The organism is Actinospineispora acaciae DSM 45401, from assembly GCF_000620785.1.
Lineage (GTDB): Bacteria > Actinomycetota > Actinomycetes > Mycobacteriales > Pseudonocardiaceae > Pseudonocardia > Pseudonocardia acaciae.
On sequence record NZ_JIAI01000001.1, the window covers coordinates 1,506,228 to 1,528,466 of the forward strand.

Genomic DNA, 22,239 nt, shown 5'->3' on the forward strand with positions numbered 1-22,239 from the left:
TCCCTTCCGCGAGCATCCCACAAGCTAGCTAGGACTCCTACCTAGTTTGTCGCGACCACGGGCTCGTGCTCCGGGCAGTCGGTGCGCAGGTCGACCAGGGGCAACGGCGCCTCGAGCAGGTCACAGCGGTGCGGCGCGGCCGGGTCGGTCCGGGCGTTGGGCCTGAAGAAGCGGCAGCTGGTGCACGTCCGCACCACGCTCACCACGCCCTGGCGTTGCAGGTCCGCGATGACCCGCAGCAGGCCGTGCAGGGTGGCGGCCCGGTCCGCGACCGGCAGCCCGGCGAGCGCCGCCAGCAACGGCCCGTCCCACGGCGCCAGCTCGCCCGCGACCGCCTCGCCGCCGGCGGTGAGCGTGAGCAGCCGACGGCGCCCGTCCGCGCCCGGCGAGCGCGTCACCAGCCCCTTCCGCTCCAGCGCAGTCACCGCGTCGGACATCGTCGGCGTGGTGACGTCGAACTCGGCGGCGAGCGCGCTGACCTCGCGGCGGACCGTCGGCCGCCGGGACAGCGCGAGCACCGCCTGCTGCTGCAACGGCGACAGCCCGTGCGCGCGGGCGCTGTGCTGGGCCAGCGAGCGCAGCCCGTGCCCGAGCCGCTCGATCGCGTCGGCCAGCCGCCGGTCCAGGTCCGCCACGCCGCCCGCCTCAAGACATAGGACTCCTACTTACCGGAGAGGATACGACGCGGGCGCCCGAGACCGGGGCGCGTTGAGGCACACGCCCATGCAGCCGAGCACCACGGCGGCGGTCACCGGCACCGACCAGGTGATCCGCTCGCCGAGCAGCAGGGCCGACCAGGCGATGGCCAGGAACGGCTGGGCGAGGTTGAGCTGGCCGACCCGGGCGGTCCCGCCCGCCGCGAGCCCGAGGTACCACAGCACGGACCCGACGAACATGCTGGCCACGCCCGCGTACCCGAAGCCGACCCAGGCCCGCGCCGGGATCGCCCCGAATGTCCGCGTCGAAGCCGCCACCGCGAGCAGCACCGCCGCCGCCGGGGCCAGCAGGATCATCGCCCAGCACAGCGTCCGGGTGCCGCCGAGCCGCCGCGCCACCCGGCCGCCCTCCACGTATCCGACCGCGACGCTCAGGATGCTGGCGACCAGCCACCCGTCCGCCGCGCTCGGCCCGCCCCCGCCCTGCACCAGGGCGAACGCGACCACCGCCGCGAACCCGACCGCACACGCCAGCCAGAACCGCGCCGGCGGCCGCTCCCCGGTCCGCAGCGCGGACAGCACGGCGGTCGCCGCCGGCGCCAGGCCGATCACCACCGCGCCGTGATAGGCCGGAACCCGCTCCACCGCCAGCGCCAGGAACAGCGGGAACCCCACGGCCAGCCCCACGCCGGTGACGAGCAGGCTGGGCACCAGCTCGCGCCCCGGCCAGCCCAGCCGCCCGGTCACCAGCAGCGTGGCCAGCCCGAGCACGGCCGCGATCACGATCCGGCCGTAGGTGAGGACGTCGGCGCCGAACACGCCGGCCGCCACCCGGGTCGCCGGGGCGGTGCCGCTGAAGCAGAGCACGCCGGCGGCGCCGAACGCCAGGCCGTCGGTCCAGCGGCTCACGGCCCGTCGCCCTCGGGGGAGCGGCGGGCGCGGTGGTCGCGGACGTGTTGACGGTTCCCGCACCTGTTCTGCGCGCACCAGCGGCGGGTGCCCGGCCGGGAGGTGTCGACGAACAGGAACGCGCAGTCCGGGGCGGCGCACTCCCGGAGCCGGTCGGCCAGCGGCCCGGTCAGCACGTCGATGCAGTCCCTGGCCACCGTCGCCAGCGCGGCCGCGACCGGCTCCCCGGCCGACCAGCGCACGCCGCCGGACGGCGTCAGCTGGGGAAACCGGTCAGGATGGGCCGCGGTCGCGTTCACCACCGCGATGTCCGCCGCATCCGGTGCCCGCCCCGCCAGGTGCCGGCCGAACAACCGGTAACCGGCCTCCCGCAGCGCCCGGGCGCTCGCGAGCTGCTCGGGGGTCGCCCGCGCGCCGTCCCCACACAGCCCCGCCGCGCACAGCCACCGGGCCAGGTCGGCGGGGTCGCGCAGCTGCTCGACCGGCTCCCGGTGCCGCCACAGCAGCGTCGAGCACAGGTCCAGGCTGGGCCGCCCGGCGCGGAACCGGAACGAGTCCCCGTCCGCCGTCCACCGCGCCACGACCTCACCGTAACGCCTTTAACCCATTACGGCAAAGGTCACCGCCAGAACTCGACCTGGTGCTCGGCGGAGACATCCACCGGCCCGATCCCCTCGGTGTCGAGCCGCTGCGCGAGCTTCGGGTCCTCGACCGGAGCCCAGCGAGGCAGGCCGGGGCCGTTGGGGTCTCCGGTGTGGGCGAACTGTGCCCAGTACCGGATCATGAGGTCCGCCAGGTTGCGCTGGGCGTCGCTGAGCGGCCGCCCGTACCCGACGGCGGTGAACAGGTACTGCAGCTCCGAGGTGTGGTACGCGCCGGTGGCGAAGGCGGGCGGTGGGACCGTCGACATCCAGGGGGCCGCCCGATCGGTGAACTCGTAGGCATAGGTCGGGGCCTTCCCCGCCAGGCGCCGGTTCAGCTCCCGCATCGGGACGGCGTACGTGGCATCGGTGATGACTGCCGCCCACGCCTCGGCCGCCGAGCCGAAGCGCTCCGGCGGGTAGCGGGCCAGCACCGCGTCCGCCCTGTCGCCCGCCCAGGCCCGTATCCGCGCGACATACGCGGCGGTGTCGGCCGGGGGTTCGAGCGCCGGGCCGATGCGGTACTCGTCGCGGGTGATGCCGTGCATGATCGGCACCCTGGGCAGCTCGGCGGTGGCGGGGTCGACCGGGAGGACGCCCCCGCCGATCGTCGGGCCGAACCAGTCCTGGAACGCGGTGGCCTCCTCCAGCCTGCTCGCCGGCACCGCCCGCAGGCACGCCGTGGCCGTCGCCGGGTCCGCGCAGCCGAGCTTGGCCGCCACGGCCACACCCTGGGTGTTCGCCGACGTCCGGGAGCGCGGGAACCCCGACGGATCCGGGCTCGGCGACCCGTCCTGGCCGGGCCCAGCGGTCATCGGCCCAGTGGTCATCGTGCACGGCTCGCTCTGGATGATGGCCCGGTGGAACAGCCCCCGCGACCTCGGCGCGACCAGGTGGGCGCAGACGCTGCGCGCCCCCGACGACTGCCCGAAGATCGTCACCGAGCCGGGGTCGCCGCCGAACGCGGCCGCGTTGCGCTGGACCCACCGCAGCGCCGCCTGCTGGTCCTCCAGGCCGAAGTTGCCGGACGCCTCGCCCATCGCGGGGTGGGCGAGGAACCCGAGCGCGCCGAGCCGGTAGTTGAGCGTGACGACCATGACGCCGCCGCGTTCGGCCAGCATGCTCGCGCCGTAGTCCGCCCCGGACCCCCAGACGTAGGCGCCGCCGTGAATCCACACCATCACCGGCGCCGGCCGCTCGGTGCGCAGCGGCGCCGCGACGTTCAGCGACAGGCAGTCCTCGACGCCCCTGGCCGGCTGTCCGGGAAAGGCGGGCTGCGCGCACGGCTCGGTGTACTGGGTGGCGTCCCTGACCTCGGTCCACCGACCCGGCGGACGCGGCGACGACCACCGCAGGTCGCCGACCGGCGCGGCGGCGTACGGGATGCCTCGGTACTCCCGGGTGCCGCTGCCGATCACGCCGCGCACCGGGCCGCTGTCGGTGGCGACGACCTCGCCGTCCGGGAGGTCAGGCGGAGCGGCGGGGAGGTTCGCCAGGACGATCCCGACCGCCGCGGCCACCAGCACCACCGCCGCCAGCGACCACTTCCACGACTTCCTCACCGCGCCCTCCGCCGACGTACGCCAGGCCGATCACAACCTCGCAGATCGGCCGGCCCTCACGGAAGGTGATTAGCCTCCGGGCGCGGTGGCCTGTTGCACAGGTGCAGCAGCCCGGGCGGACCGTCGTGGCGGAACCACTCGGTGCCGTAGACGGAGGCGAAGTCGTGGCCGGGCAGCGTGGCGGCGTCGATCTGGCTGGCGTGGGCGGTCACCGCCGCGTACTTGCGCGCGACGGTGTCGGGCTCGCCGGTCACGGTGAGGGTGATCTCGTCGCTGGTACGGCCGAAGCCCACGCCCGCCGACCTCGCCGCGCCCTGCACCAGGTGCCGGCCCGGCCCGTGGTGGCGCAGGCGCTCGCGGTCGACGGTGACCCGGTAGCTGTCGGCGCGGACCATGCCGGCGGCGGTGGCGCCGATCCGGTGGGTGGCGCGGTGGTCGGGGTGGCCGTAGATGCCCTGTTCGTCGTCGTAGATCATCGTGTCGGCGGCCTCGGCCTCCACCAGCCGCGCGATCCGGCGCGCCAGCCGGTCCGGGTCGGCGGCGGCGAGCGCGCGCGGATGGGTGCCGCTGGCCCAGCCAGGCAGGCCCGAGTCGCGCTGGCCGAGCAGCACCAGCCGGGCCACCCCGAGCTCCGCCGCGGAGCGCTCCACCTCGGTGATCCGCTGCTGCGCGACGGTGCGCCCGCGCTCCAACGGCACCCTGGACTCGCCGAGCTCACCGGCCGTGGCCACCACCAGGACCACCCTGGCCCCGGCGTCGGCGAGGCGCCGCAGCGTGATGCCGGTGAAGATTGCCTCGTCGTCGGGATGCGCGTGCAGGGCGAGGACGGTACGGCCGCGAACGTCGAACGTGCTGAGCATGATGTGTGATCACCCAGGATCGGGGGCCGGCGAACGGCACGGCCCGTGTTGCCAGAGGGAAAGGTCAGCTAGTGCGACAGCCCTGACAACACAGCGAACAGCGACAGCACACGCAGCGGCGGCGGTCGGTCGCGTCGATCACGCAGGAGATCATGCCAGCACGCGGGCTCGTGCCCGCACGCGGGGTGCCGCATAGCTTGGTGGGGTGTCGCGCATGGTGCGGGGTGTGCGGCGCCCCAGGCCGGTATGCGGCGAGTGAGTCCGTCAGCCCGCCGACCAGGCGGACAGCTCGTCCTCGATCGCGGCCGCCGAACCCACGCATGCGGTGATCAGCACGACCACGGTGCCGATCACAACGGCGGTGACGACCCGCCGGATGTGCCGTACTCGCATCAACGATCTCCCTAACCTGGTCGGCACCCGTGCCCGCACCACGGAACGGGGCACGGGCGCCGAGCCAGAGGACGTGGGATGCCACATCACCGTCTGCGACGGATGTTGCCAATGGAACGTGAGGCAATATAACGCAGCCGGGCGGCGGTCCCCACGGGGGGTAACCAATGCTGCCCGTCGGTAGGCCAATCGGGTGAGGCACGCGCGCTTGGTTCGGGACGGACGGTGACGCGCACCGTTGCCGGCCGGGTAGCCGGGCCGAGACCGGTCTTCAGAGCCGACCGATGATGCTCAGGAACACGCAGACGATCATGGCTCCCCCGTACACCACCACGATCAGCCATGGCAGCCCGAACACCGCCGCCAGCACGAAGGGCGTAGACAACACCGCAAGCGCGGCCACCGCCATGGCGATTCCGGCCAGCCCCATGCCCATGCCGGACCCAAGGCCGCGCCAGTCGAACGGGACTTTGTCCAGGGTGTCCCTTTCCACCGCCCTGCGCGCGCGCTTCTGTGAGCCGCGACTCTGGAGCGGCAGTTTTCCTTCGAGCTCATCCCAGCCGCGGACGGTTCCAGGGTAGCGGTCCCTTCCCAGCCTCAGTTGCGGCGCACCCGACCCGTCGACGGTCAAGGCGATATGTGCCACCGTCCTCCGGTCGCCTTCGACGATGACCGATATCGTCCACTGATACCCCGGAGTTTCCGTGGAAATCCTTCGTGACGGCACCGCAACCTCGTAGTCGACCCGGTCTTCCGACGTCGTGAACAGGTATGAGTCGTCCGCATATGTCGAAATCATGCCGCGAAACTCGTCAAGGCGGCCCCCGGAGCCGCGGGCCCTTCGCCGAAGGTGCCCGACCTGCGCCTTCAGGGTTCTTCGAGCAGCTCGAAGAACGGACTCGGTCCGCGCGCGCCGGGCATCCGAATGGTCACGTGTGTGCATGTCGGCGTCAAGTCTGCACCACCCGTGCTCCTCGCGGCAGCCAAACCACCGAACGCGAAATCCTCACCGAAAGTCGTCGGCGTGGTCCACCGCCCAGCGCGCGAACGTCAGGCCCTTGCGGCCGAGCAGTCGTTCGGTGACCGGGCTGACCTCCTGCGGCCGCGCGCCGGCGTTCGCGAAATGGCGCACCAGCGATGGCGGGTACTCCGGCCCGGCCTGGTCCGCCGAGACCTCCTCCAGCCGGATCGGCGTGCCGATCGCGTCCGCGATGGCGTCCAACTGCGCGCGTTGGCTCAGCGACTCCGGGCCGGTCAGCCAGTAGGCGTTGCCGTCGTGCCCGTCCTCGGTGAGCGCGCGCACCGCGACCGCCGCCATGTCGTGCTCGTGGATCGGGGTCGTCTGCCCCTCCGGGAAGGGCATCCGGACCACGCCGTCGCCCCTGATGCTCGGCGCCCACCACTTCGCGTTCGTGGCGAACCCACCCGGCCGCAGGAACGTCCACGCCAGCCCCGACCCGGTGAGAGCCCGCTCGGACACCACGTGGCGCCGGACGATCTCGTCCACGTCCGGACCCATCCCGGCGGCCACCGCCGGGTCCGCCGCCACCGAGGACAGCAGCACGACGTGCTCCACGCCGGCGTCCCGCGCGGCCCGCGCCAGGTCCGCCATGGCCTCCGGCACGGCGTAGGTGAACACCCTCCGCACCCCGTGCAGCGCCGGGGCGAGGCTGTCCGGCGCCGTCAGGTCCACCGCGACCGGCTCCGCGCCCTCGGGCAGCGCGACGGACTCCGGATTCCGGCTGGCCGCCCGTACCCGCTGGCCCGCCGCCGACAACTGGGCCACGACGCTGCCGCCGACGTGCCCGCTGGCTCCAATGACGAGAATGCTCATGGTCTGGACTTTACCCATCTGTCTGAACAGTTCAACCATACGTCTGACCGGTTAAGCTGATCGTCATGACGCAGGACCTCGACCAGACCCGCCGCTCCCCAGGCCCCGAGGAACGCAAGCTCGACGCGGAGCGCTCCCGTCGGCTGCTGGTGGACGCGGCCGTCGAGGAGTTCGCCGCGAAGGGCTACGAGGGCGCCAGGGTGCGCGACATCGCCGACCGCGCCGGGGTGAACAAACAACTGGTCAACTACTACTTCGGCGGCAAGGAGGGGCTCTACCTCGAGGTGCAGCGGCACTGGCTGGCGGACCGGTGGAACCTGGTCGACCAGGAGGTCCCGTTCGAGGACGTGGTCGCCTGTCACCTGCGGAACACCCTGGCCGACCCGCGACCCGCGCGCCTGGCGGCCTGGCACGGGCTGACCGAGCGCGGCGAGCGGCTCGCGCCGAAGGAGCCCGAGGACCTCTCGGCCACCCGGGCGCGGCAGGACCGGGGCGAGCTCGCCGACGACATCGACCTCGCCACCCTGCGGCTGGCCGTCCTGGGAGCGATCTCCGCCCCGGTGGTGCTCCCGCAGCTGGCCTGCCGGATCTTCGGGGTGCCGCCGAACTCGCCGGAGTTCGAACGGCGCTACGCCGAGGGCCTGCGCACCCTGGTCCGGCACCTCAGACAGGCCGAGAGCCCGAACGACTGAACGCTACGGCGGAGGCGACGCACCTGTCCCGGCGCGTCGCGCGCCGAGCCAGCCGACGGCGATCGCGCCGGCCAACAGCCCGGACAGGCCGCCGGCGATGAGCGTCCACCGCGGGCCCAGCTCGTTGCCGAGGAAACCGACCAGCGGCGCGCCGAACGGAGCACCGCCGACGAAGATCGCCATGTAGACGGCCACCACCCGGCCGCGCAGCTCCGGTCGCGTGGTGAGCTGCACGGTGCTGGCCGCCGAGGTCATGAGCGTCTGCGCGGTCAGCCCGACCAGCACCAGCGACGCCGCGAAGCTCCAGTAGCTGGGCATGCTCGCGGAGACCATGCAGGCCACCCCGAACCCGCCGGCGGCCAGCGACACCAGCGGCAGCCCGGGCGGGCACCACCGCGCCATGACCAGCGCGCCCGCGAACGACCCGACCGCGAGCATCGAGGACAGCAGGCCGAACTCCGCGGCCCCCCTGTCGAACTCGACGCGGGCCATCGCGGAGACGAACACCGAGAAGTTCAGCCCGAACGCGCCGAGCAGCAACACCATGACCAGCAGCACGATGATGTCCGTGCGGCGTCGAATGTAGCGGAAACCCTCCCGGATCTGCCCGGGCCCGCGCACCCGTCCCTGAATGGGGAAAAGCTCGTGCTTACGAATGAACAGCAGCGACAGCACGACGGCCGCGAACGACGCCGCACTGATCAGAAAGACCGGGCCGACCCCCAATACGGCCATCAACACCCCGCCGACCGCCGGACCGATCAGGCGGCCGGCGCTGAACGACACCGAGTTGAGCGCGACGGCGTTCGAGATCCCGTCGTTTCCCACCAGATCGGAGACGAACGTCTGCCGTGCCGGTATGTCGAAGGCGGAGACGATCCCGAGCAGCGTCGCGAAGACGTAGACGTGCCAGAGCTGGACCACCCCGGTGATGGTGAGCAGCCCCAACCCGGCGCCCAGCACCGCCAGGCTCACCTGGGTGGCGATGATCAGCCGGCGGCGTTCGATCCGGTCGGCGGCGTATCCGGTCAGGGGCATCAGGATCAGCGCGGGTGCGAACTGCAGCCCGATGACTATTCCGACCGAGGTGACGTTGTTGTGGTTCAGATAGGCGATGACGATCCAGTCCTGGGCGGTGCGCTGCATCCAGCCACCGATGTTCGTCATCAGCCCGCCGACGAACCAGATCCGGTAGTTGAAACCGTAGAACGAGCGGAACATCGTGCTCATAGAACGCAGGGCGTCACCGCACGCTCCTTTCCGCTCGACTCGGGTTTGCTAAAGCGCGGACTTTTCGGACGTGACTTCCAGGGTGTCGGCCAGCAAGCCCTGGGTGTACGGATGCGTCGGTGCCGCGAGAACGGAGTCCGCGGTGCCCGACTCGACCACGCGGCCCCTGCTCAGCACGACCACGCTGTCGGCGATGCTGCGCACCACCGCCAGGTTGTGGGTCACGAACAGCATGCTCAGCCCGTCGGCCTGCAGCGTCCTGAGCAGCTCGATCACCGAGGCCTGCACGGACACGTCCAGCCCGGAGGTGACCTCGTCGCAGATGAGCAGCGTCGGGTTGCAGACCAGGGCGCGGGCGATCGCCACCCGCTGGCGCTGCCCGCCGGACAGCTCCGCCGGGTAGCGGTCCGCGAGCTGCCACGGGATCTCCACCCGGTCCAGCGCCTGCCTGACCTTCTCCCGCGCCGCCTTGCCGCGCTCGCCGTAGAAGTGCCGCAGCGGCACGGCCACCCCGCCGGCCACCGTGTCGCGGGGGTTGAGCGAGCCGTAGGGGTTCTGGAAGACGTACTGCAGCTCGCGCTTGGTCTTCTTGTCCCGCTTGCGCAGCAGCGACGGCAGCGGCCGCGCGTCCAGCCGGTACTCGCCGGTCTGGTCCTCGTGCAGGCCGATCAGGCAGCGGGACATGGTGGTCTTGCCGCTGCCCGACTCCCCCACCACCGCCAGGCACTCGCCGCGCGCGATGTCCAGCGAGACGTCGAACAGCACCTGGGTCCGGTCGTAGGACGCGTTCAGGCGCCGCACGCTGAGCACCTTTGCGTCGCCGGTGTCGTCGGCGTCGCCGGTGTCCGCGCACAGCCCCGGCTCCTTCACCACCGAGACCTTGTTCTCGCGCACGTGGTCGACGCGATGGCAGCGCGCCCTGCTCCCGGTCCGCGTCGACACCAGCGTCGGCACCTCGTCGCGGCACCTGTCCTCGACGAACGCGCAGCGCTCGGCGAACACGCAGCCCGGCCGCCGCGCCACCACCGCCGGCGCCTGGCCGGGGATGGGGATCAGCCGCAGCCGCTCCCGGGTGGACGGCACCGAGCTGAGCAGCGCCAGCGAGTACGGGTGCGCGGCGGCCAGCAGCACCTCGTCCCTGGTGCCCGCCTCCACGACCTGCCCGCCGTACATCACCATGGCGAAGTCCGCGACGGTGGCGACCACCGCGAGGTCGTGCGAGACCACGACCGCCGCCACGCCGTTCTCCTCGCACAGGCGCGCGACCATCTCCAGCACCCTGGCCTGCGTGGAGACGTCCAGCGCGGTCGTGGGCTCGTCGAAGATGATCAGCTTCGGGCCTTTGGCGACGGCCATCGCGATCGCCACCCGCTGCTGCTGCCCGCCGGAGAGCTGCCGGGGGTGGCGCCGCAGGAAGGCGTCGTCGGAGGCCAGCTCGACGGTCTGGAGGATCTGCCGGATCCTCGGCATGTTCTCCGCCCTGGTGCCGGGCATCCCCTCGACCAGCTGCGTCCCGATCGCCATCGCCGGGTTGAGCGCCGTGGCGGGGTCCTGGGGCACGAAGCCGATCAGCTCCCTGCGGGCCTGGCGCAGCTCGTTCGGCGACAGCGCCAGCAGGTCGACGCCGCCCACGGTGACGCTGCCGCCGGTGATCTTCGCGCCGCGCTTGGTGAAGCCGAACAGCGACAGCGCGAGCGTGCTCTTGCCCGACCCCGACTCGCCCACCAGCCCCATCACCTGGCCGGTGTCCAGGCGGAACGACACATCGTCGACGATGACGCCGCTGCCGTCGTCGAGGGCCACCGACACCCCGCTGACCTCGACGGCGCTCACCGGCGTGCCCCCTCGGTGCGCCCGATGACGCGCGCGGCGCCCTCGGCGAACAGGTTGCCCCCGATGGTGAACAGGGCGATGCAGATCGCGGGGATGATCACGGCCAGCGGCTGGATGGCCAGCCCGTCCTTGTTCTCGCCGACCATCAGCCCCCAGTCCGCGGTCGGCGGCTGCAGCCCGAAGCCGAGGAAGCTCAGCGAGGCCAGCCCGACCACCGACCACATGAGCCGCAGCCCGATCTCGACCATGAGCGGCGAGGTCACGCTCGGCAGCACCTGCCGCAGCAGGATGCGCGCCGGCGAGAGCCCGATCGTCCGCGCCCACATGACGTGCTCGCGCGCCACCACCGGCCGCGCGGCACCCCGGATCACGCGCGACATGCCGGGGGTGTGGCCGATCGCGATCAGCAGCACCAGCAGCCCCGGGCTCGGCCCGACCATCGCGACGAACAGGATCGCCATGATCGTGGTGGGGAACGACAGCATCACGTCCACGATCCGCATCAGCACGGTGTCCACGACGCCGCCGAAGAACGCGGCGACCAGCCCGACGGTGGTGCCCAGCGCCACCCCGCCGAGCGCGGACACGATCGCCATCCAGGCCAGCTTGTAGCCGCCGTTGAGGATGCGCGAGACCAGGTCACGGCCCAGCACGTCGGCGCCGAGCAGCAGGTTGTCGCTGGGGGCCGCGAACGGCTTGGCCAGGATCGCGGTCGGCGAGTGCGGCGCGAGGAACGGCCCGACGACCGCGAACGCGATCATTACCAGCAGCATGATCAGACCGAGCCGGGTCTGGCGCGAGGTCAGGATCCTGCGGAGCAGCTGCGAGTTCGACGCCTGCCCAGTCGGGGCCTGGGCTCCTTCCTCCCCGAATCGCGTTCGGGTCATGGGGTGCACACTCCTTTGTCTGCTACCGGGATCGATCCAGCGCCCCGAGCACGTCGGCGAGCTGGTTGAGGCAGTAGAACGCGGTCGCCATCAGCAGGATGATCGCCTGGATCATCGGCAGGTCGTGGCCGGACACCGCGTCGACCAGCGCCGACCCGATGCCCGGGTAGGCGAACAGGTACTCGATCACCACCGAGCCGGCGATGGTGAAGGCGGCCAGGATGCTCGCGGCGGGGATGCTGGGCGCGAGCGCGTTCGGCAGCGCGTGCCGGAACAGGATCCGCCGCATCGACAGGCCCTTGATCATGGCGAGCTGCACGTACTCGCTCTCCAGGACGTCGATGAACGACACGCGCACCAGCCGCGACAGGTACGTGACGCCGACCAGCGTCATGACCGCGACCGGCAGCACCAGCTGGCGCGGGTACTCCCACGGGTAGTCCCCCGGCGAGATCAGCGACACCGGCGGAAGGATCTTGAAGACGGTGGTGCCGAACAGGGCGATCACCAGGCTGCCGAGCACGAACTCCGGCGTGGCCGTGACGACCAGCGCGGAGCCCAGGTAGGACCGGTCGAAGATCCGGTCCCGGAACACCGCCGCGAGCAGCCCGACCACCAGCGACAGCGGCAGGATGAAGATCATCGCGAGCACGGTCAGGGTCGCCGAGTTCAGGATTCGCTCGCCGAGCAGCTCGGACACGGGCTGGCCGCCGATCAGCGAGTTGCCCATGTTCCCGGTGAGCACCCCGCTGAGCCAGTGCCAGTACTGGGTGACCAGCGGCTGGTCCAGGCCCATGGTGGTGCGCAGCGCGGCCACCTGCTTGGCGGTCGCCGACGGGCCCAGGATGATGCGCGCGAGGTCGCCGGGCATGGCCTGGGTCGCCAGGAAGACGATCACCGAGACGCACCAGAGGGTCAGCAGCCCCACCAGCACGCGCCGGGCCACGAGCCACCACACCGAGTCACGCACGGAGCGGCGCGCCGTCAAGGCCCCCACGACCGCGGAGTCGGCCGTCATATCGATAGCCATGAGGTGTGAACCTTTCAAACGGATGGCGCGGCCCCGACCCGCGACCTAGTCCTGGTCGATCGTGACGCCGGTGAAGTCGTAGAGGTTCCCCGAGGGGAAAGCCGGAACGAATCCGTGCATTCTCGAGGAGTACACGCTCACCGTGGGGTTCGTCGCCGCCAGCAGCGTCGGGCCCCGCTCGTACTCGATCGCCTTCATCTTCTTCTGGATCTCGCACTGCTGGTTCTCGTCGGCGGTGGCGTAGAGCTTCGTGGCCAGCTCCTCGAACTCCGCGTCGTGCCAGTGCTCATGGTTCAGCGTCGACTCATTGCTGACCATCTCGGGAACGTCGCGCAGGTAGGTGCCCGTGTCGTACCCGGTGTAGAACTGCCACTCGCCCCACTTCTCGAGATAGGCGCCCAGGTCCATCTTCACCACGTCGATGGTGACGCCGATCTTCTTGGCGTCCTCGGCGAGGATCTGGACCAGCTGGAGCATGCCCGGCTTGTTCGCCGCGGTCCGCAGCGGCAGGTGCAGGTTCGACTGGCCGGCCTCGGCGAGCAGCGCCTTGGCCTTCTCCAGGTCCTGCGCCCGCTGGGGGACGTCCGGCTGGCAGACCGGGAAGCCCTTGTAGTCGTTCGCCAGCGTCCCGAGGCCGTCGTAGGCGTTCGACAGCGCGACCTTGCGGTCCAGGATCAGCCGCATCGCCTGGCGCACGCGCACGTCGTTGAACGGCGGCATGTCCGCGCGCATCCCGATGAGCACCTTCAGGATCGGGTCGCTCTCCATGATCTTGAGGCTGGGCGTCTCCCTGATCACCGGCAGCGCGGTCTGGAGGATGTTGGAGCTGGCGTCGATCTGGCCGCCGATCACCGCGTTGGTCAGCGCCTCGGTGGTCTTGAAGCTGATGATCTTGACTTTGTCGATCTTGGGACGCCGCCCCCAGTAGCCGTCGAACCGGGCCACGTCGGTCTCGCGCCCCGGCGTGAACCTGACCAGGCGGAACGGGCCGGTGCCCATGGCCTGCGCGGCCGTGGACCCCTTCTTGTAGAAGATGATGTCGCTGTTGGAAATGGCGAACTGGAACGGGCCGTAGGGCTTGGCCAGGGTGAACTGCACAGTCAGGTCGTCGAGCTTCTTGATGCCCTTCGGGTCCATGAAGTTGACGTAGTTCGACTCGATGACCGCGTTCTTCGGGTCGAGGATCCTGTTGAAGACGGCGATGACGTCGTCCGCGCCGAACGGGCTCCCGTCATGGAACTTGACGCCCGGGCGCAGCTTGACCGTCCACACGGTGTTGTCTTCGTTGTGCGTGATACCGGTGGCCAGCAGCCACTGGTACCCGTCCTTGGTCTGGCGCAGCAACGGTTCGAAGAGCTGGGCATTGCGGATGTAGTAGTCCTGCGAGCGCACCCTGGAGTAGGCGTCGACGCTGGAGATCGTGCTGGCGCTCACGCCCACGCGCAGCGTGCCCCCCTCGGAGCCGCCCTGGCCGCTCTCCTTCGCGGGCCTCGCCGAGCAGGCCACCACGAGGCTCGCCGCCACGGTGATGCCGACCCAGCACGCAAGAACTCGAACTCGCCTTCTCTTACCCATAAGGAGTCTCAACATCTTTGCCCCTTTGAAAAAGACGTTGGCGAGTTCTGCCCATTACCGACGACGCGTTGTGCGCGACGAAAAGTCAGTAGAAGTGTGATCGTTGACCGCGCGGTGTTCCGGGCGTTCGGGGAGCCGCAAGGTCGTACTGGTCTTTGTACGACGTATCAAATCATACGCTTGTGGGGGCGTCAACCCTGCGCTCGCCGTCGAACCCCCGGGGCTCACTCCAGCCCCACCGTGCTTCGATGCTGGGGCGGTGACCACGACAAGTGACCACGACAATGGCGGGCTCGCGGGTGCGTCGACGGGTTGACCTTGCTCATCGACGTACGATATGTTACGTCATACAAAGTTTGAAGGAGCGACAGTGCCGGAGACGAAACCGGACCTGCGGATCGACCGCCCCACGGAGTCCGTTCCTCAGAAGGTGGTCCGCAGGATCCGTCACGCCATTCTCGAAGGCGCGCTGACCCCTGGCCGTCGGCTGACCGAACGCGAGCTCATGGAGCTCACCGGGGTGAGCCGTACGTCCATCCGCGAGGCGGTGCGCCACCTTCAGACGCTCGGCCTGGTGGAGACCTCGGCGAGCCGGGGCGTCCGGGTGGCGGTGCTCAGCGGCGACGACGTCCGGCAGATCTACGAGGTCCGCGCGGCGCTCGAACCCGCCGCCGCCTCCCTGTTCGTCCAGCGCGCCACGGACACCGAGGTGCTGGAGCTGGTCAGGCACATGCGGCTGGGCAACGGCGACGAGGACCAGCTCGCGGTGATCTACCACTTCGACGAGCTGCTCCTGGCCGGGGCCAGGAACCCGTTGCTGGAGTCGATCCTCACGCCGCTGCACGCCCGGATCCACGCGCTGCGGCGGCTGTCGCTGAGCGTCCCCGGGCGCAGGGAGAAGTCCGGCCAGGAGTACCTCGACCTGGTCGCGGCGATCGCCGAGCGGAAGGCCGATCGCGCCGCCGAGCTGTCCCGGCTGCACGTGGAGGCCGCGATGAAGGCGGCGCTGGAGGCGCTGGCGAAACTCGAAGATCAAGAGCCGCGAGTGTGACGGCCGCGTTCTCGAGCGCCTTTCTGTACTGGGTCGCCGGTGACTTCCACAGTTCGGACCCGAGCGAGATCGCCCAGTTCCACCGCTTCTACGACGAGACGCACGTGCCCGAGGTGTTCGCGGCGAATCCCGGGTTCGTGGGCGCGCACCGCTACGCCCTGCAGATACCGGACGAGCGCGGTGACCTCGGCGCCGCCTTCCTGGCCGCCTACGAGGTGGACGGCGAACGGGCGGCCGAGGAGTTCCTCGCGCGCGAGACCGGGAACGGCGGCCCGCCGGCCAGCTACAGCACCGGTCCCCCGCTGTGGTCGGAGCTGTTCGTCAGCCGGTGGCGGGTGCTCTACCAGCGGGTCGCGGAGACCTCGGCGCCCACCGTCGCCCCGGGCGCGATCTCGATCATCGGCATCGATCCCCCCGCCGACGCCGACGACGCCGAGCTGGCCGAGTTCAACGCCTTCTACACCGACCACCACCTGCCGGAGAACACCGATCGCGGTGGCTTCAGCCGGGGTACCAGGTACGAGCTGCGCCACGCGCTCAAGCACCCGGCGCCGGGCTGCCCGCGCTACCTCGCGGTCTACGAGCTGGAGGACGGCAGCGACGAGTCGGCCCGGGCGGCCCTGGCCCAGCTCAAGGCCGCCACCGAGACCTACACCCAAGGTCCCAGCTCCTGGCTCAGGCGCAGCGCGCCGTGGCGGCTGTGGTATCGGAGGATCGCGCACAGCGCGCGGGCGCAATAGGAGGAAACGTGTTCATTCTCGACACACAGATCCACATGTTTCTGGCCAATACGCCCGAGCGCCCCTGGCCGGACATCGGCGAAAAGTACTCGGGAAAGCCGGAGTCGACGCCGGAGCAGATCCTGCCACAGATGGACGAGCTCGGCATCGACGCCACGGCGATCGTGCCCGCCATTTGGGCCGGAAACGACAACTCGCCCCAGTTGGCGTGGTCGGCGCAGTATCCGGGCAGGTTCGGCGTGATGGGACGGTTCGACCTGTGGGACCCGAACCGGGAGCGCATCGAGCACTGGTTCGACGACCCGTGGATGCGCGGCATCCGGATGAGCTACCCGGAGCCCCGCGGCCGCGACTGGATCGACGTCGACACGTTCCCGTGGTTCTGGGCGGCCGCCGAACGGCTCGGCATTCCGCTGATGCTGCTGATCTACGGCCCGGAGGTCCGCAAGGTGGCCGCGATCGCGGAACGGCACCCCGATCTTCGGATGATCGTCGACCACATGGGCCTGATCATCGGTGATCCGGACACCCAGGATCTGTGGGCCTACATCGACGACATCTTTCCGCTGGTGAAATACCCGAACGTCTACATGAAGTTCTCCGCGATCCCGGACTACACGAACGAGCCGTACCCCTATCCGTCGCTGACGCCGACGCTGCGGCGGGTCTACGACGTGTACGGGCCGCGGCGGCTGATGTGGGGTTCGGACGCGACGCGGGTGCGCGGGGCGACCTACCGGGAGATCCTCGACCACACCCGGTACACCCTCGACTTCCTCAGCGAGGAGGACAAGGTGTGGATGTTGGGCCGGACGGCGGCCACCGTGCTGAAGTGGCCGCGTCCGGAGGGTGGCTTCGAGTGGGAGCGCTCAGCGTAGGGGCCCGGTGACGGACTCGGCGGCGGTCACCAGGGCGCCGGCGCCGGCGAGCTGGGCGGCGGCCTCGATCTCGGGCGCGAGGTAGCGGTCGGGGCCCGAGCCCGGGATGTGCGCGCGGAGTTCGGCGATCACCGCCTCGGTGGCGGGTGACGGGGTGAGCGGCGCGCGCATGTCGATGGCGCGCGCGGCGGTGAGGGCCTCGATGGCGAGCACGCGGGTCAGGCCGTCGATGCCCCGGCGCAGCTTGCGGGCGGCCGACCAGCCCATGGACACGTGGTCCTCCTGCATGGCGGAGGTGGGGATGGAGTCCGCGCTGGCCGGGGCGGCGAGGCGCTTGAGCTCGGACACGATCGCGGCCTGGGTGTACTGGGCGATCATGTGCCCGCTGTCCACGCCGGGGTCGTCGGCCAGGAACGGCGGCAGGCCGTGGCTGCGCGCCGGGTCCAGCAGGCGGTCGGTGCGCCGCTCGCTGATGCTGGCCAGGTCGCAGACGGCAATGGCCAGGAAGTCCAGGACGTAGCCGACCGGCGCGCCGTGGAAGTTGCCGTTGGACTCCACGCGGCCGTCGAGGGTGACCACCGGGTTGTCCACGGCGGCGGCCAGCTCGCGGGAGGCCACGGCGCGGGCGTGGGCGGCGGTGTCGCGGGCGGCGCCGGCGACCTGGGGAGCGCAGCGCAGCGAGTAGGCGTCCTGGACGCGCGCCTCGTCCCCGGCAGAGATCAGCGGGGAGTCGGCCAGCATCGCCGCCATGTTCGCCGCCGCGTCGGCCTGCCCGGGGTGGGGGCGCAGCAGCTGCAGGTCGGGGGCGAAGACGCGGTCGTTGCCGAGAACGGCCTGCACGCTCATCGACGCCGCGATGTCGGAAAGGGTGAACAGGCGGTCCAGGTCGTGCAGCGCCAGCACGAGCTGCCCGAGCATCCCGTCGGTGCCGTTGATCAGCGCCAGGCCTTCCTTCTCGGCCAGCGTCACCGGCTCCAGCCCGCTGGCCCGCAGCGCGACCGCCGAGGGCCAGAGCTCACCGTCGGGGGTACGGACGTGGCCCTCCCCGGTCAGCGCGAGGGCCACGTGCGCCAGCGGGGCGAGGTCGCCCGAACAGCCCAGGCTGCCGAACTCGTGGACCACCGGCGTGAGGCCGGACGAGAGCAGCGCCGCGTACGCCTGGGCGACGGACGCGCGCACGCCGGTACGGCCGGTCGCCAGGGTGGACAGCCGCAGCAGCATCAGCGCCCGCACCACCTCGCGCTCCACCTCGGGCCCGGAGCCGGCCGCATGCGAGCGGACCAGGCTGTGCTGCAGCTGGCGCCGCGACGCGCTCGGGATGTGGCGGGTGGCCAGCGCGCCGAAACCGGTGGACACGCCGTACACCGGGGCGGGGTCCTCGGCGAGCGCCTGGATCCGGGCGCGGCTGGCGGACATCGCCTCGACCGACTCGTCCGCGAGCCTCACCGCGGCGTCCTGGCGGGCCACCCGCACGACGTCGTCGAAGTCCACCGGACCGATGCCGACGACCACCGTGTTGTTCTCATGCATTTCGCGGTCTGTCGCAACGGTCGCCTGGGCGGGCATGCACATAGGTATCCTCTGGTTGCGTTTCGAAGAATTCGTTAAATCAGTTTGGTTACGCTGGCGAATGCGTCGAGCTGCTCCATCGGCGCATACAGGTCGTGGAGCACGATGTGGTGGACTCCGGCGTCGAGCAACCGGCGCAGCCCTTCGGCGCAGTCCTCGGCCGTGCCGTAGACCGCGACCCGATCGGTCATGGCATCCGCGTCGTAGACCGGGTTGTTGGCGAACGTCCGCCGGAAGTAGGCGACCGCATGGTCGCGGGCGCGCTCCTTCGTCGAGTCCACGACGACATAGACGTTCTTCGACACGGTGAAGCTCGCCGGGTCACGCCGCTGTGCGTCCAGCTCACGGCGGACGATCGCGAGCTGGTCGAGGAAGTCGTCGGTGCCCACCGGGCCGGCGCCGGTCCAGCCGTCGCCGATCCGCACCGCCCGCGCCAGTGACCGCTGCGCCCGTGCGCCTATCCAGATCGGCGGGCCGGGCCGTTGAATCGGTTTGGGCTGCGAGCGGATCCCGGAGAACGAATACACCTCACCGTGGTACTCGGCCTCGTCCTGGCTCCACAGCGCGCGCATGACCGCGATTCCGTCGACGAAACGCTCCACCGGGCGGTCCGTGTTAATGCCGACCGCGTGGAGGTTCGGCCGGTGGTAAGCATTCCCGATTCCGATGCCGACGATGAGGCGGCCGTTGCTGAGCTGGTCGATGGTGGCGAGCTCGCGGGCCGCGACGGCGGGGTTGCGGCGCCCGGAGTACAGCACCGAGATGCCCAGCCGCAGCCGCTCGGTCACGGCGGCGACGTAGGACAGGGCGTGCAGGCCGTCCAGGCTGAACGAGCTGGTGATGAGCGAGTCCTGGGTCCAGACCGCGTCGAAGCCCAGCTCCTCCGCGCGCCGGACGAACGGCACCAGCCGGTCGGGGCCGCTGGGCAGGTTGACCGCGAACGTGGCGCTCACGAGGCGGCGACCCTGGTGGCTGGCGGCGGCGCGCCGAGGCTGGTCGGCAGGGTGCTGACCAGCTCGGACAGCGCCGTCGCCTCCGCCTCGGTCAGCGGGTTGTCCACCGCGGCGGCCTGGGGCGCGAACGCCGAGGGCTCCCGCGGCCCGATGTTGAGCGCGACCACCGAGGGCTGCGCGAGCGTCCACGCGGCGGCCAGCTCACCGACGCCCCGGCCGGACCGCTCGGCGATCTCGGAGATCTTCGACAGCGCCTCGAACGCGGCGTTGTTCCAGTACGGGTGCATGTCCAGCTGGCGGGCGCCGCCGCCGGTGGGGAGGTCGCCGATCCGGTCGTACCTGCCGGAGAGCAGCCCGCCGGCGTCCGAACCGGACGCGACCATGCTGACGCCCACGTCGCACAGGGCCGGCACCACGTTGCTGAGCGCGCCGCGCTCCAGCAGGCTCAGCGTGACCTGGATCGACTCGTAGCGTGCCAGGTGGTGCTTGTCGCTGGCCCACAGCGCCCGGACGAGCTGCCACGGGGTGTGCTGCGAGCAGCCGAGGTAGCGGACCTTGCCCTGGCGCACGAAGTCGTCCAGCGTCCGCAGGGTCTCCTCGACGGGCACCGTCGGGTCCCAGTAGTGCGGGGCGTAGACGTCGATGTAGTCGGTGTTGAGCCGGCGCAGGCTGGCCTCGAGGGCGTCGCTGAGGTGCTTGCGGCTCATGCCGCGCGAGGTGGGTGCGACGCCGGCCTTCCACAGCCTGTCGTGGTCCAGCGCGCTGAGCCGCTGGTTGTCGTAGTTCTCGCCGCCGTCGGCGGGCCCACCGGTGGCGCTGAGCGTGGTGTAGGCGCCGACGCGGTACCCGCCCTTGACGATGAGCACCATGTCGTCGCGCCTGGGCCGCAACGCCTCGCCGAGCACGCGCTCGCCCTCGCCGACGTTGTAGTCGTCGGCGGTGTAGAAGGTCGACACGCCGACGTCCCAGGCCGCGTGGACCAGCTTTTTCGTCTTCTCCAGGTCGGCGAGCTCCCCGATGTGCGCGCCGCCCATGATGAGCCGGGAAACCTTGAGTCCTGACCTGCCCAGGTTTCGATACTCCATTCGGTAGATCTCCCTTCTTTGTTCGCGCTCTACGGGGATATCAGGCGGTAGCGGACACGCCAGACGGTCGTGCGGTTGCGCCACACCGGAGGGCCTTCGTCGGGCTCCTCGACGGCGGTCACATTCCCGGCGGCCTGTGCGCGGAGATAGTCGGCCGTTTTCCGCGCGTCCGCCTCGTACACCGCGAGGTATCTCGGGCAGCCCGGCGGATGGTCGACGGCCGTGCTCAGCTCGTATCGGGTGCCGCGCAGGAAACGGGAGTCCTCGACCACCTGGGGAAGGTGGATGCGGGTGTAGAAGTCGTTGAACTCGGCCAGTTCGTCGGGCCCCGTGCCGGCGGGCAGGTCCATCGCGATGGCCAGGATGGAGACGGTCTCCTCGGACGACTCCCCGGCCTGCGCGAGCCTTGTGTAGAGCATTCGCCACTGTGTGTCGGACAGCTCCGGCAATGAGCGCTCGTCGGCCAGCTCGTACGTGGTGAGATAGCGTGGGCCGAAGTCGCCCCGGTTGTCCTGGACGAGAAGCTCGTATTGACTGCTCTTGTCCGCCACCGCCGGATCGGCGCGAGTCGCCCGCCCGGTCCAGTAGAGAAAGTCCGCGGTGAACGGCTTTACGTGTGGCATGCCCGACCGTTCGCCATGCTGCCCCCTCCGTGGCGGGGTTACCGCTGCGCCATTCGGCGAACAGCTTCCGGCGCCACCTCGCCCGCCGCGCGCGCGTGACGGTGCGGGTCCCGCGCCTCCCTCCACTTTGTACGACATACCAAATCATACGAATGTCAAGCATGTCAAGACTACGCTGCGTTACTGATATAACAGAACATGAGCGCATGGCGTAGTCGTGTGACTACCTCGGGTGAACGGTTGTCGAATCCGTTACCGGGGCTGCTCCAGCAGATTGTGGGCGACCGCCGAGCCCACTCGATAGGCGTTTTCCGCCGCGGCCTGCGCCCCGGGGAACTTCGACAACACGTCCCGCACGCTCTGCCCCGCGTAGGGCTGGTCGAAGTCGCTGGCGGTGCGCAGGCTCAGGTATCGACCGAGGGCGCCATGGCGGGCCAGTACCGTTGCCACGGCGCTGTCCTCCATCTGCGTCGTGCAGTACCGGCCGTCATTCTTGGTCCAGATAGCGGTGATGTACTCGGCCTCTTCGGAAAGCTCCGCGCCGGCCCAGTAGTTGTCACCGGTCATCGTGTCGCACACCGCCGTGAACGGTTTCTGGGTGGCCTGGCCCGGATAGTGTGTGCGGTTCTCCTGGGCTTCCGGCGTGTCCATCAGCGGGAGCGCCTTGGTCAGTTCGTAGGCGCGGTTCACCAGGTCCTGGTTGAGCCGGAACACGTTGGTGCCCTGGTCGTCATAGGGCAGGTAGCCGTGCGGGATGTCCGGTGCGCTCTGCGGCAACACGTGATGTCCGAGGTCCCAGTCCACCACCCAGCGGGCCCACGCGGCGAAACCCAGCGTGCCGGCGCGCGGCGATGTCCCCGCGATTCCGGCGGTCAGGAAATAGGTGTTCGCCGTGTCCAGTCCGGGGCTGTTCAGGATCTCCGCCACGCTCGCCGCGGCATTCGCCTTGCCCTGGCCGATCACGGCGACGCACAGTCCGTTCGGCGCGCACCGCAAGGGATCGCGCACGTGCGCCACCGGAATCGTCACCGGCAGCGACTCGCGGGCCAGCCACGGCGCCGTCTCGACCGGAAACATCGTCAGGACCAGGACCCGCACCGGAAACCTCTCCGGGGCGCCCTGTCCGCAGCCGGCCGTCAACGAGACCAGGCCCAGCAGCACGGAAAAAGCGGAGAGAATGCGGATGCCAACGCCACGCCGAGCGGATCCGCGAAGCCGCAACATGATCCGCATCCTAG

The 22,239-nt window shown here is 70.6% G+C and carries 22 protein-coding genes; 4 read left to right on the plus strand and 18 right to left on the minus strand.

The genetic code is table 11. The features are described from left to right. Positions 1-41: 41 nt before the first annotated feature. The 8 genes from N912_RS0107275 to N912_RS0107310 all read right to left on the minus strand — a co-directional run bounded on the left by N912_RS0107275 (position 42) and on the right by N912_RS0107310 (position 6,855). Positions 42-635, minus strand: a complete 594-nt coding sequence (locus N912_RS0107275) for a MarR family winged helix-turn-helix transcriptional regulator (protein ID WP_028921931.1) — start codon at positions 633-635, stop codon at positions 42-44. 30 nt (positions 636-665) lie between these two features. Next, positions 666-1,565: a DMT family transporter gene (locus N912_RS50055; protein ID WP_064745168.1), complete on the minus strand. Its 900-nt coding sequence runs from the start codon at positions 1,563-1,565 to the stop codon at positions 666-668. Then, positions 1,562-2,146: a CGNR zinc finger domain-containing protein gene (locus N912_RS50060; protein ID WP_037062942.1), complete on the minus strand. Its 585-nt coding sequence runs from the start codon at positions 2,144-2,146 to the stop codon at positions 1,562-1,564. The genes N912_RS50055 and N912_RS50060 overlap by 4 nt, the downstream gene beginning before the upstream one ends. Before the next feature lie 38 nt (positions 2,147-2,184). Next, positions 2,185-3,768: a carboxylesterase/lipase family protein gene (locus N912_RS0107290; RefSeq protein ID WP_028921932.1), complete on the minus strand. Its 1,584-nt coding sequence runs from the start codon at positions 3,766-3,768 to the stop codon at positions 2,185-2,187. A gap of 56 nt (positions 3,769-3,824) precedes the next feature. Next, a complete protein-coding gene (locus N912_RS50065; protein WP_051579783.1) occupies positions 3,825-4,628 on the minus strand; it encodes a PIG-L deacetylase family protein in 804 nt (267 codons plus the stop codon). Between the two features lie 264 nt (positions 4,629-4,892). Continuing rightward, on the minus strand, positions 4,893-5,021 hold the full coding sequence (locus tag N912_RS66430; protein ID WP_281176243.1) for a hypothetical protein: 129 nt from the start codon (positions 5,019-5,021) through the stop codon (positions 4,893-4,895). A gap of 271 nt (positions 5,022-5,292) precedes the next feature. Continuing rightward, on the minus strand, positions 5,293-5,820 hold the full coding sequence (locus N912_RS0107305) for a hypothetical protein (protein WP_028921933.1): 528 nt from the start codon (positions 5,818-5,820) through the stop codon (positions 5,293-5,295). 207 nt (positions 5,821-6,027) lie between these two features. Next, a complete protein-coding gene (locus N912_RS0107310) occupies positions 6,028-6,855 on the minus strand; it encodes an SDR family oxidoreductase (protein WP_028921934.1) in 828 nt (275 codons plus the stop codon). Positions 6,856-6,920: 65 nt separating this feature from the next. Here N912_RS0107310 and N912_RS0107315 point away from each other — a divergent pair, with 65 nt between their 5' ends. After that, complete coding sequence (locus N912_RS0107315) at positions 6,921-7,547, plus strand: TetR/AcrR family transcriptional regulator (protein WP_028921935.1); 627 nt, start codon at positions 6,921-6,923, stop codon at positions 7,545-7,547. A 3-nt stretch (positions 7,548-7,550) separates the two neighbouring features. On the opposite strand, the gene N912_RS50070 is transcribed toward N912_RS0107315, so the two are convergent. The 5 genes from N912_RS50070 to N912_RS0107340 are packed head-to-tail and all read right to left on the minus strand — an operon-like array spanning position 7,551 to position 14,051. Then, on the minus strand, positions 7,551-8,777 hold the full coding sequence (locus tag N912_RS50070; RefSeq protein WP_051579784.1) for an MFS transporter: 1,227 nt from the start codon (positions 8,775-8,777) through the stop codon (positions 7,551-7,553). Positions 8,778-8,825: 48 nt separating this feature from the next. Further along, positions 8,826-10,610 (minus strand): ABC transporter ATP-binding protein, encoded by a 1,785-nt coding sequence (locus N912_RS0107325; RefSeq protein WP_028921936.1) that lies wholly within the window; start codon positions 10,608-10,610, stop codon positions 8,826-8,828. Further along, positions 10,607-11,497 (minus strand): ABC transporter permease, encoded by an 891-nt coding sequence (locus tag N912_RS50075; RefSeq protein WP_084210638.1) that lies wholly within the window; start codon positions 11,495-11,497, stop codon positions 10,607-10,609. Before N912_RS50075 ends, N912_RS0107325 begins: the two co-directional genes overlap by 4 nt. Before the next feature lie 22 nt (positions 11,498-11,519). Next, positions 11,520-12,527 (minus strand): ABC transporter permease, encoded by a 1,008-nt coding sequence (locus N912_RS0107335; protein ID WP_245645196.1) that lies wholly within the window; start codon positions 12,525-12,527, stop codon positions 11,520-11,522. A 45-nt stretch (positions 12,528-12,572) separates the two neighbouring features. Then, complete coding sequence (locus N912_RS0107340) at positions 12,573-14,051, minus strand: ABC transporter substrate-binding protein (protein ID WP_028921938.1); 1,479 nt, start codon at positions 14,049-14,051, stop codon at positions 12,573-12,575. 421 nt (positions 14,052-14,472) lie between these two features. Between N912_RS0107340 and N912_RS0107345 the strand changes: the two genes are divergently transcribed. From N912_RS0107345 to N912_RS0107355, 3 genes are read left to right on the plus strand one after another with little or no spacing between them, the layout of a single operon-like run. Continuing rightward, positions 14,473-15,153 carry a GntR family transcriptional regulator gene (locus N912_RS0107345; protein ID WP_028921939.1) on the plus strand — a complete coding sequence of 227 codons (681 nt, stop codon included), beginning with the start codon at positions 14,473-14,475 and terminating at the stop codon, positions 15,151-15,153. Further along, entirely contained in the window at positions 15,150-15,893 is a 744-nt protein-coding gene (locus N912_RS0107350) for a DUF4286 family protein (RefSeq protein ID WP_028921940.1), read from the plus strand. Before N912_RS0107345 ends, N912_RS0107350 begins: the two co-directional genes overlap by 4 nt. Positions 15,894-15,901: 8 nt before the next feature. Continuing rightward, entirely contained in the window at positions 15,902-16,771 is an 870-nt protein-coding gene (locus tag N912_RS0107355) for an amidohydrolase family protein (RefSeq protein WP_156993225.1), read from the plus strand. Here the strand turns inward: N912_RS0107355 and hutH are convergent. The 5 genes from hutH to N912_RS0107380 all read right to left on the minus strand — a co-directional run bounded on the left by hutH (position 16,763) and on the right by N912_RS0107380 (position 22,225). After that, positions 16,763-18,301: a histidine ammonia-lyase gene (gene hutH, locus N912_RS0107360; protein WP_028921942.1), complete on the minus strand. Its 1,539-nt coding sequence runs from the start codon at positions 18,299-18,301 to the stop codon at positions 16,763-16,765. The genes N912_RS0107355 and hutH overlap by 9 nt on opposite strands. A 74-nt stretch (positions 18,302-18,375) precedes the next feature. Then, the gene (locus N912_RS50080) at positions 18,376-19,293 is read right to left on the minus strand and encodes an LLM class F420-dependent oxidoreductase (RefSeq protein WP_051579785.1); all 918 of its coding nucleotides are present in this window, start codon (positions 19,291-19,293) and stop codon (positions 18,376-18,378) included. Then, positions 19,290-20,378: an aldo/keto reductase gene (locus N912_RS64445; protein WP_169747826.1), complete on the minus strand. Its 1,089-nt coding sequence runs from the start codon at positions 20,376-20,378 to the stop codon at positions 19,290-19,292. The genes N912_RS50080 and N912_RS64445 overlap by 4 nt, the downstream gene beginning before the upstream one ends. A 29-nt stretch (positions 20,379-20,407) precedes the next feature. Then, complete coding sequence (locus N912_RS64450; protein WP_028921943.1) at positions 20,408-21,001, minus strand: hypothetical protein; 594 nt, start codon at positions 20,999-21,001, stop codon at positions 20,408-20,410. 252 nt (positions 21,002-21,253) lie between these two features. Continuing rightward, the gene (locus N912_RS0107380) at positions 21,254-22,225 is read right to left on the minus strand and encodes a purine-nucleoside phosphorylase (RefSeq protein WP_245645197.1); all 972 of its coding nucleotides are present in this window, start codon (positions 22,223-22,225) and stop codon (positions 21,254-21,256) included. Positions 22,226-22,239: the final 14 nt, after the last annotated feature.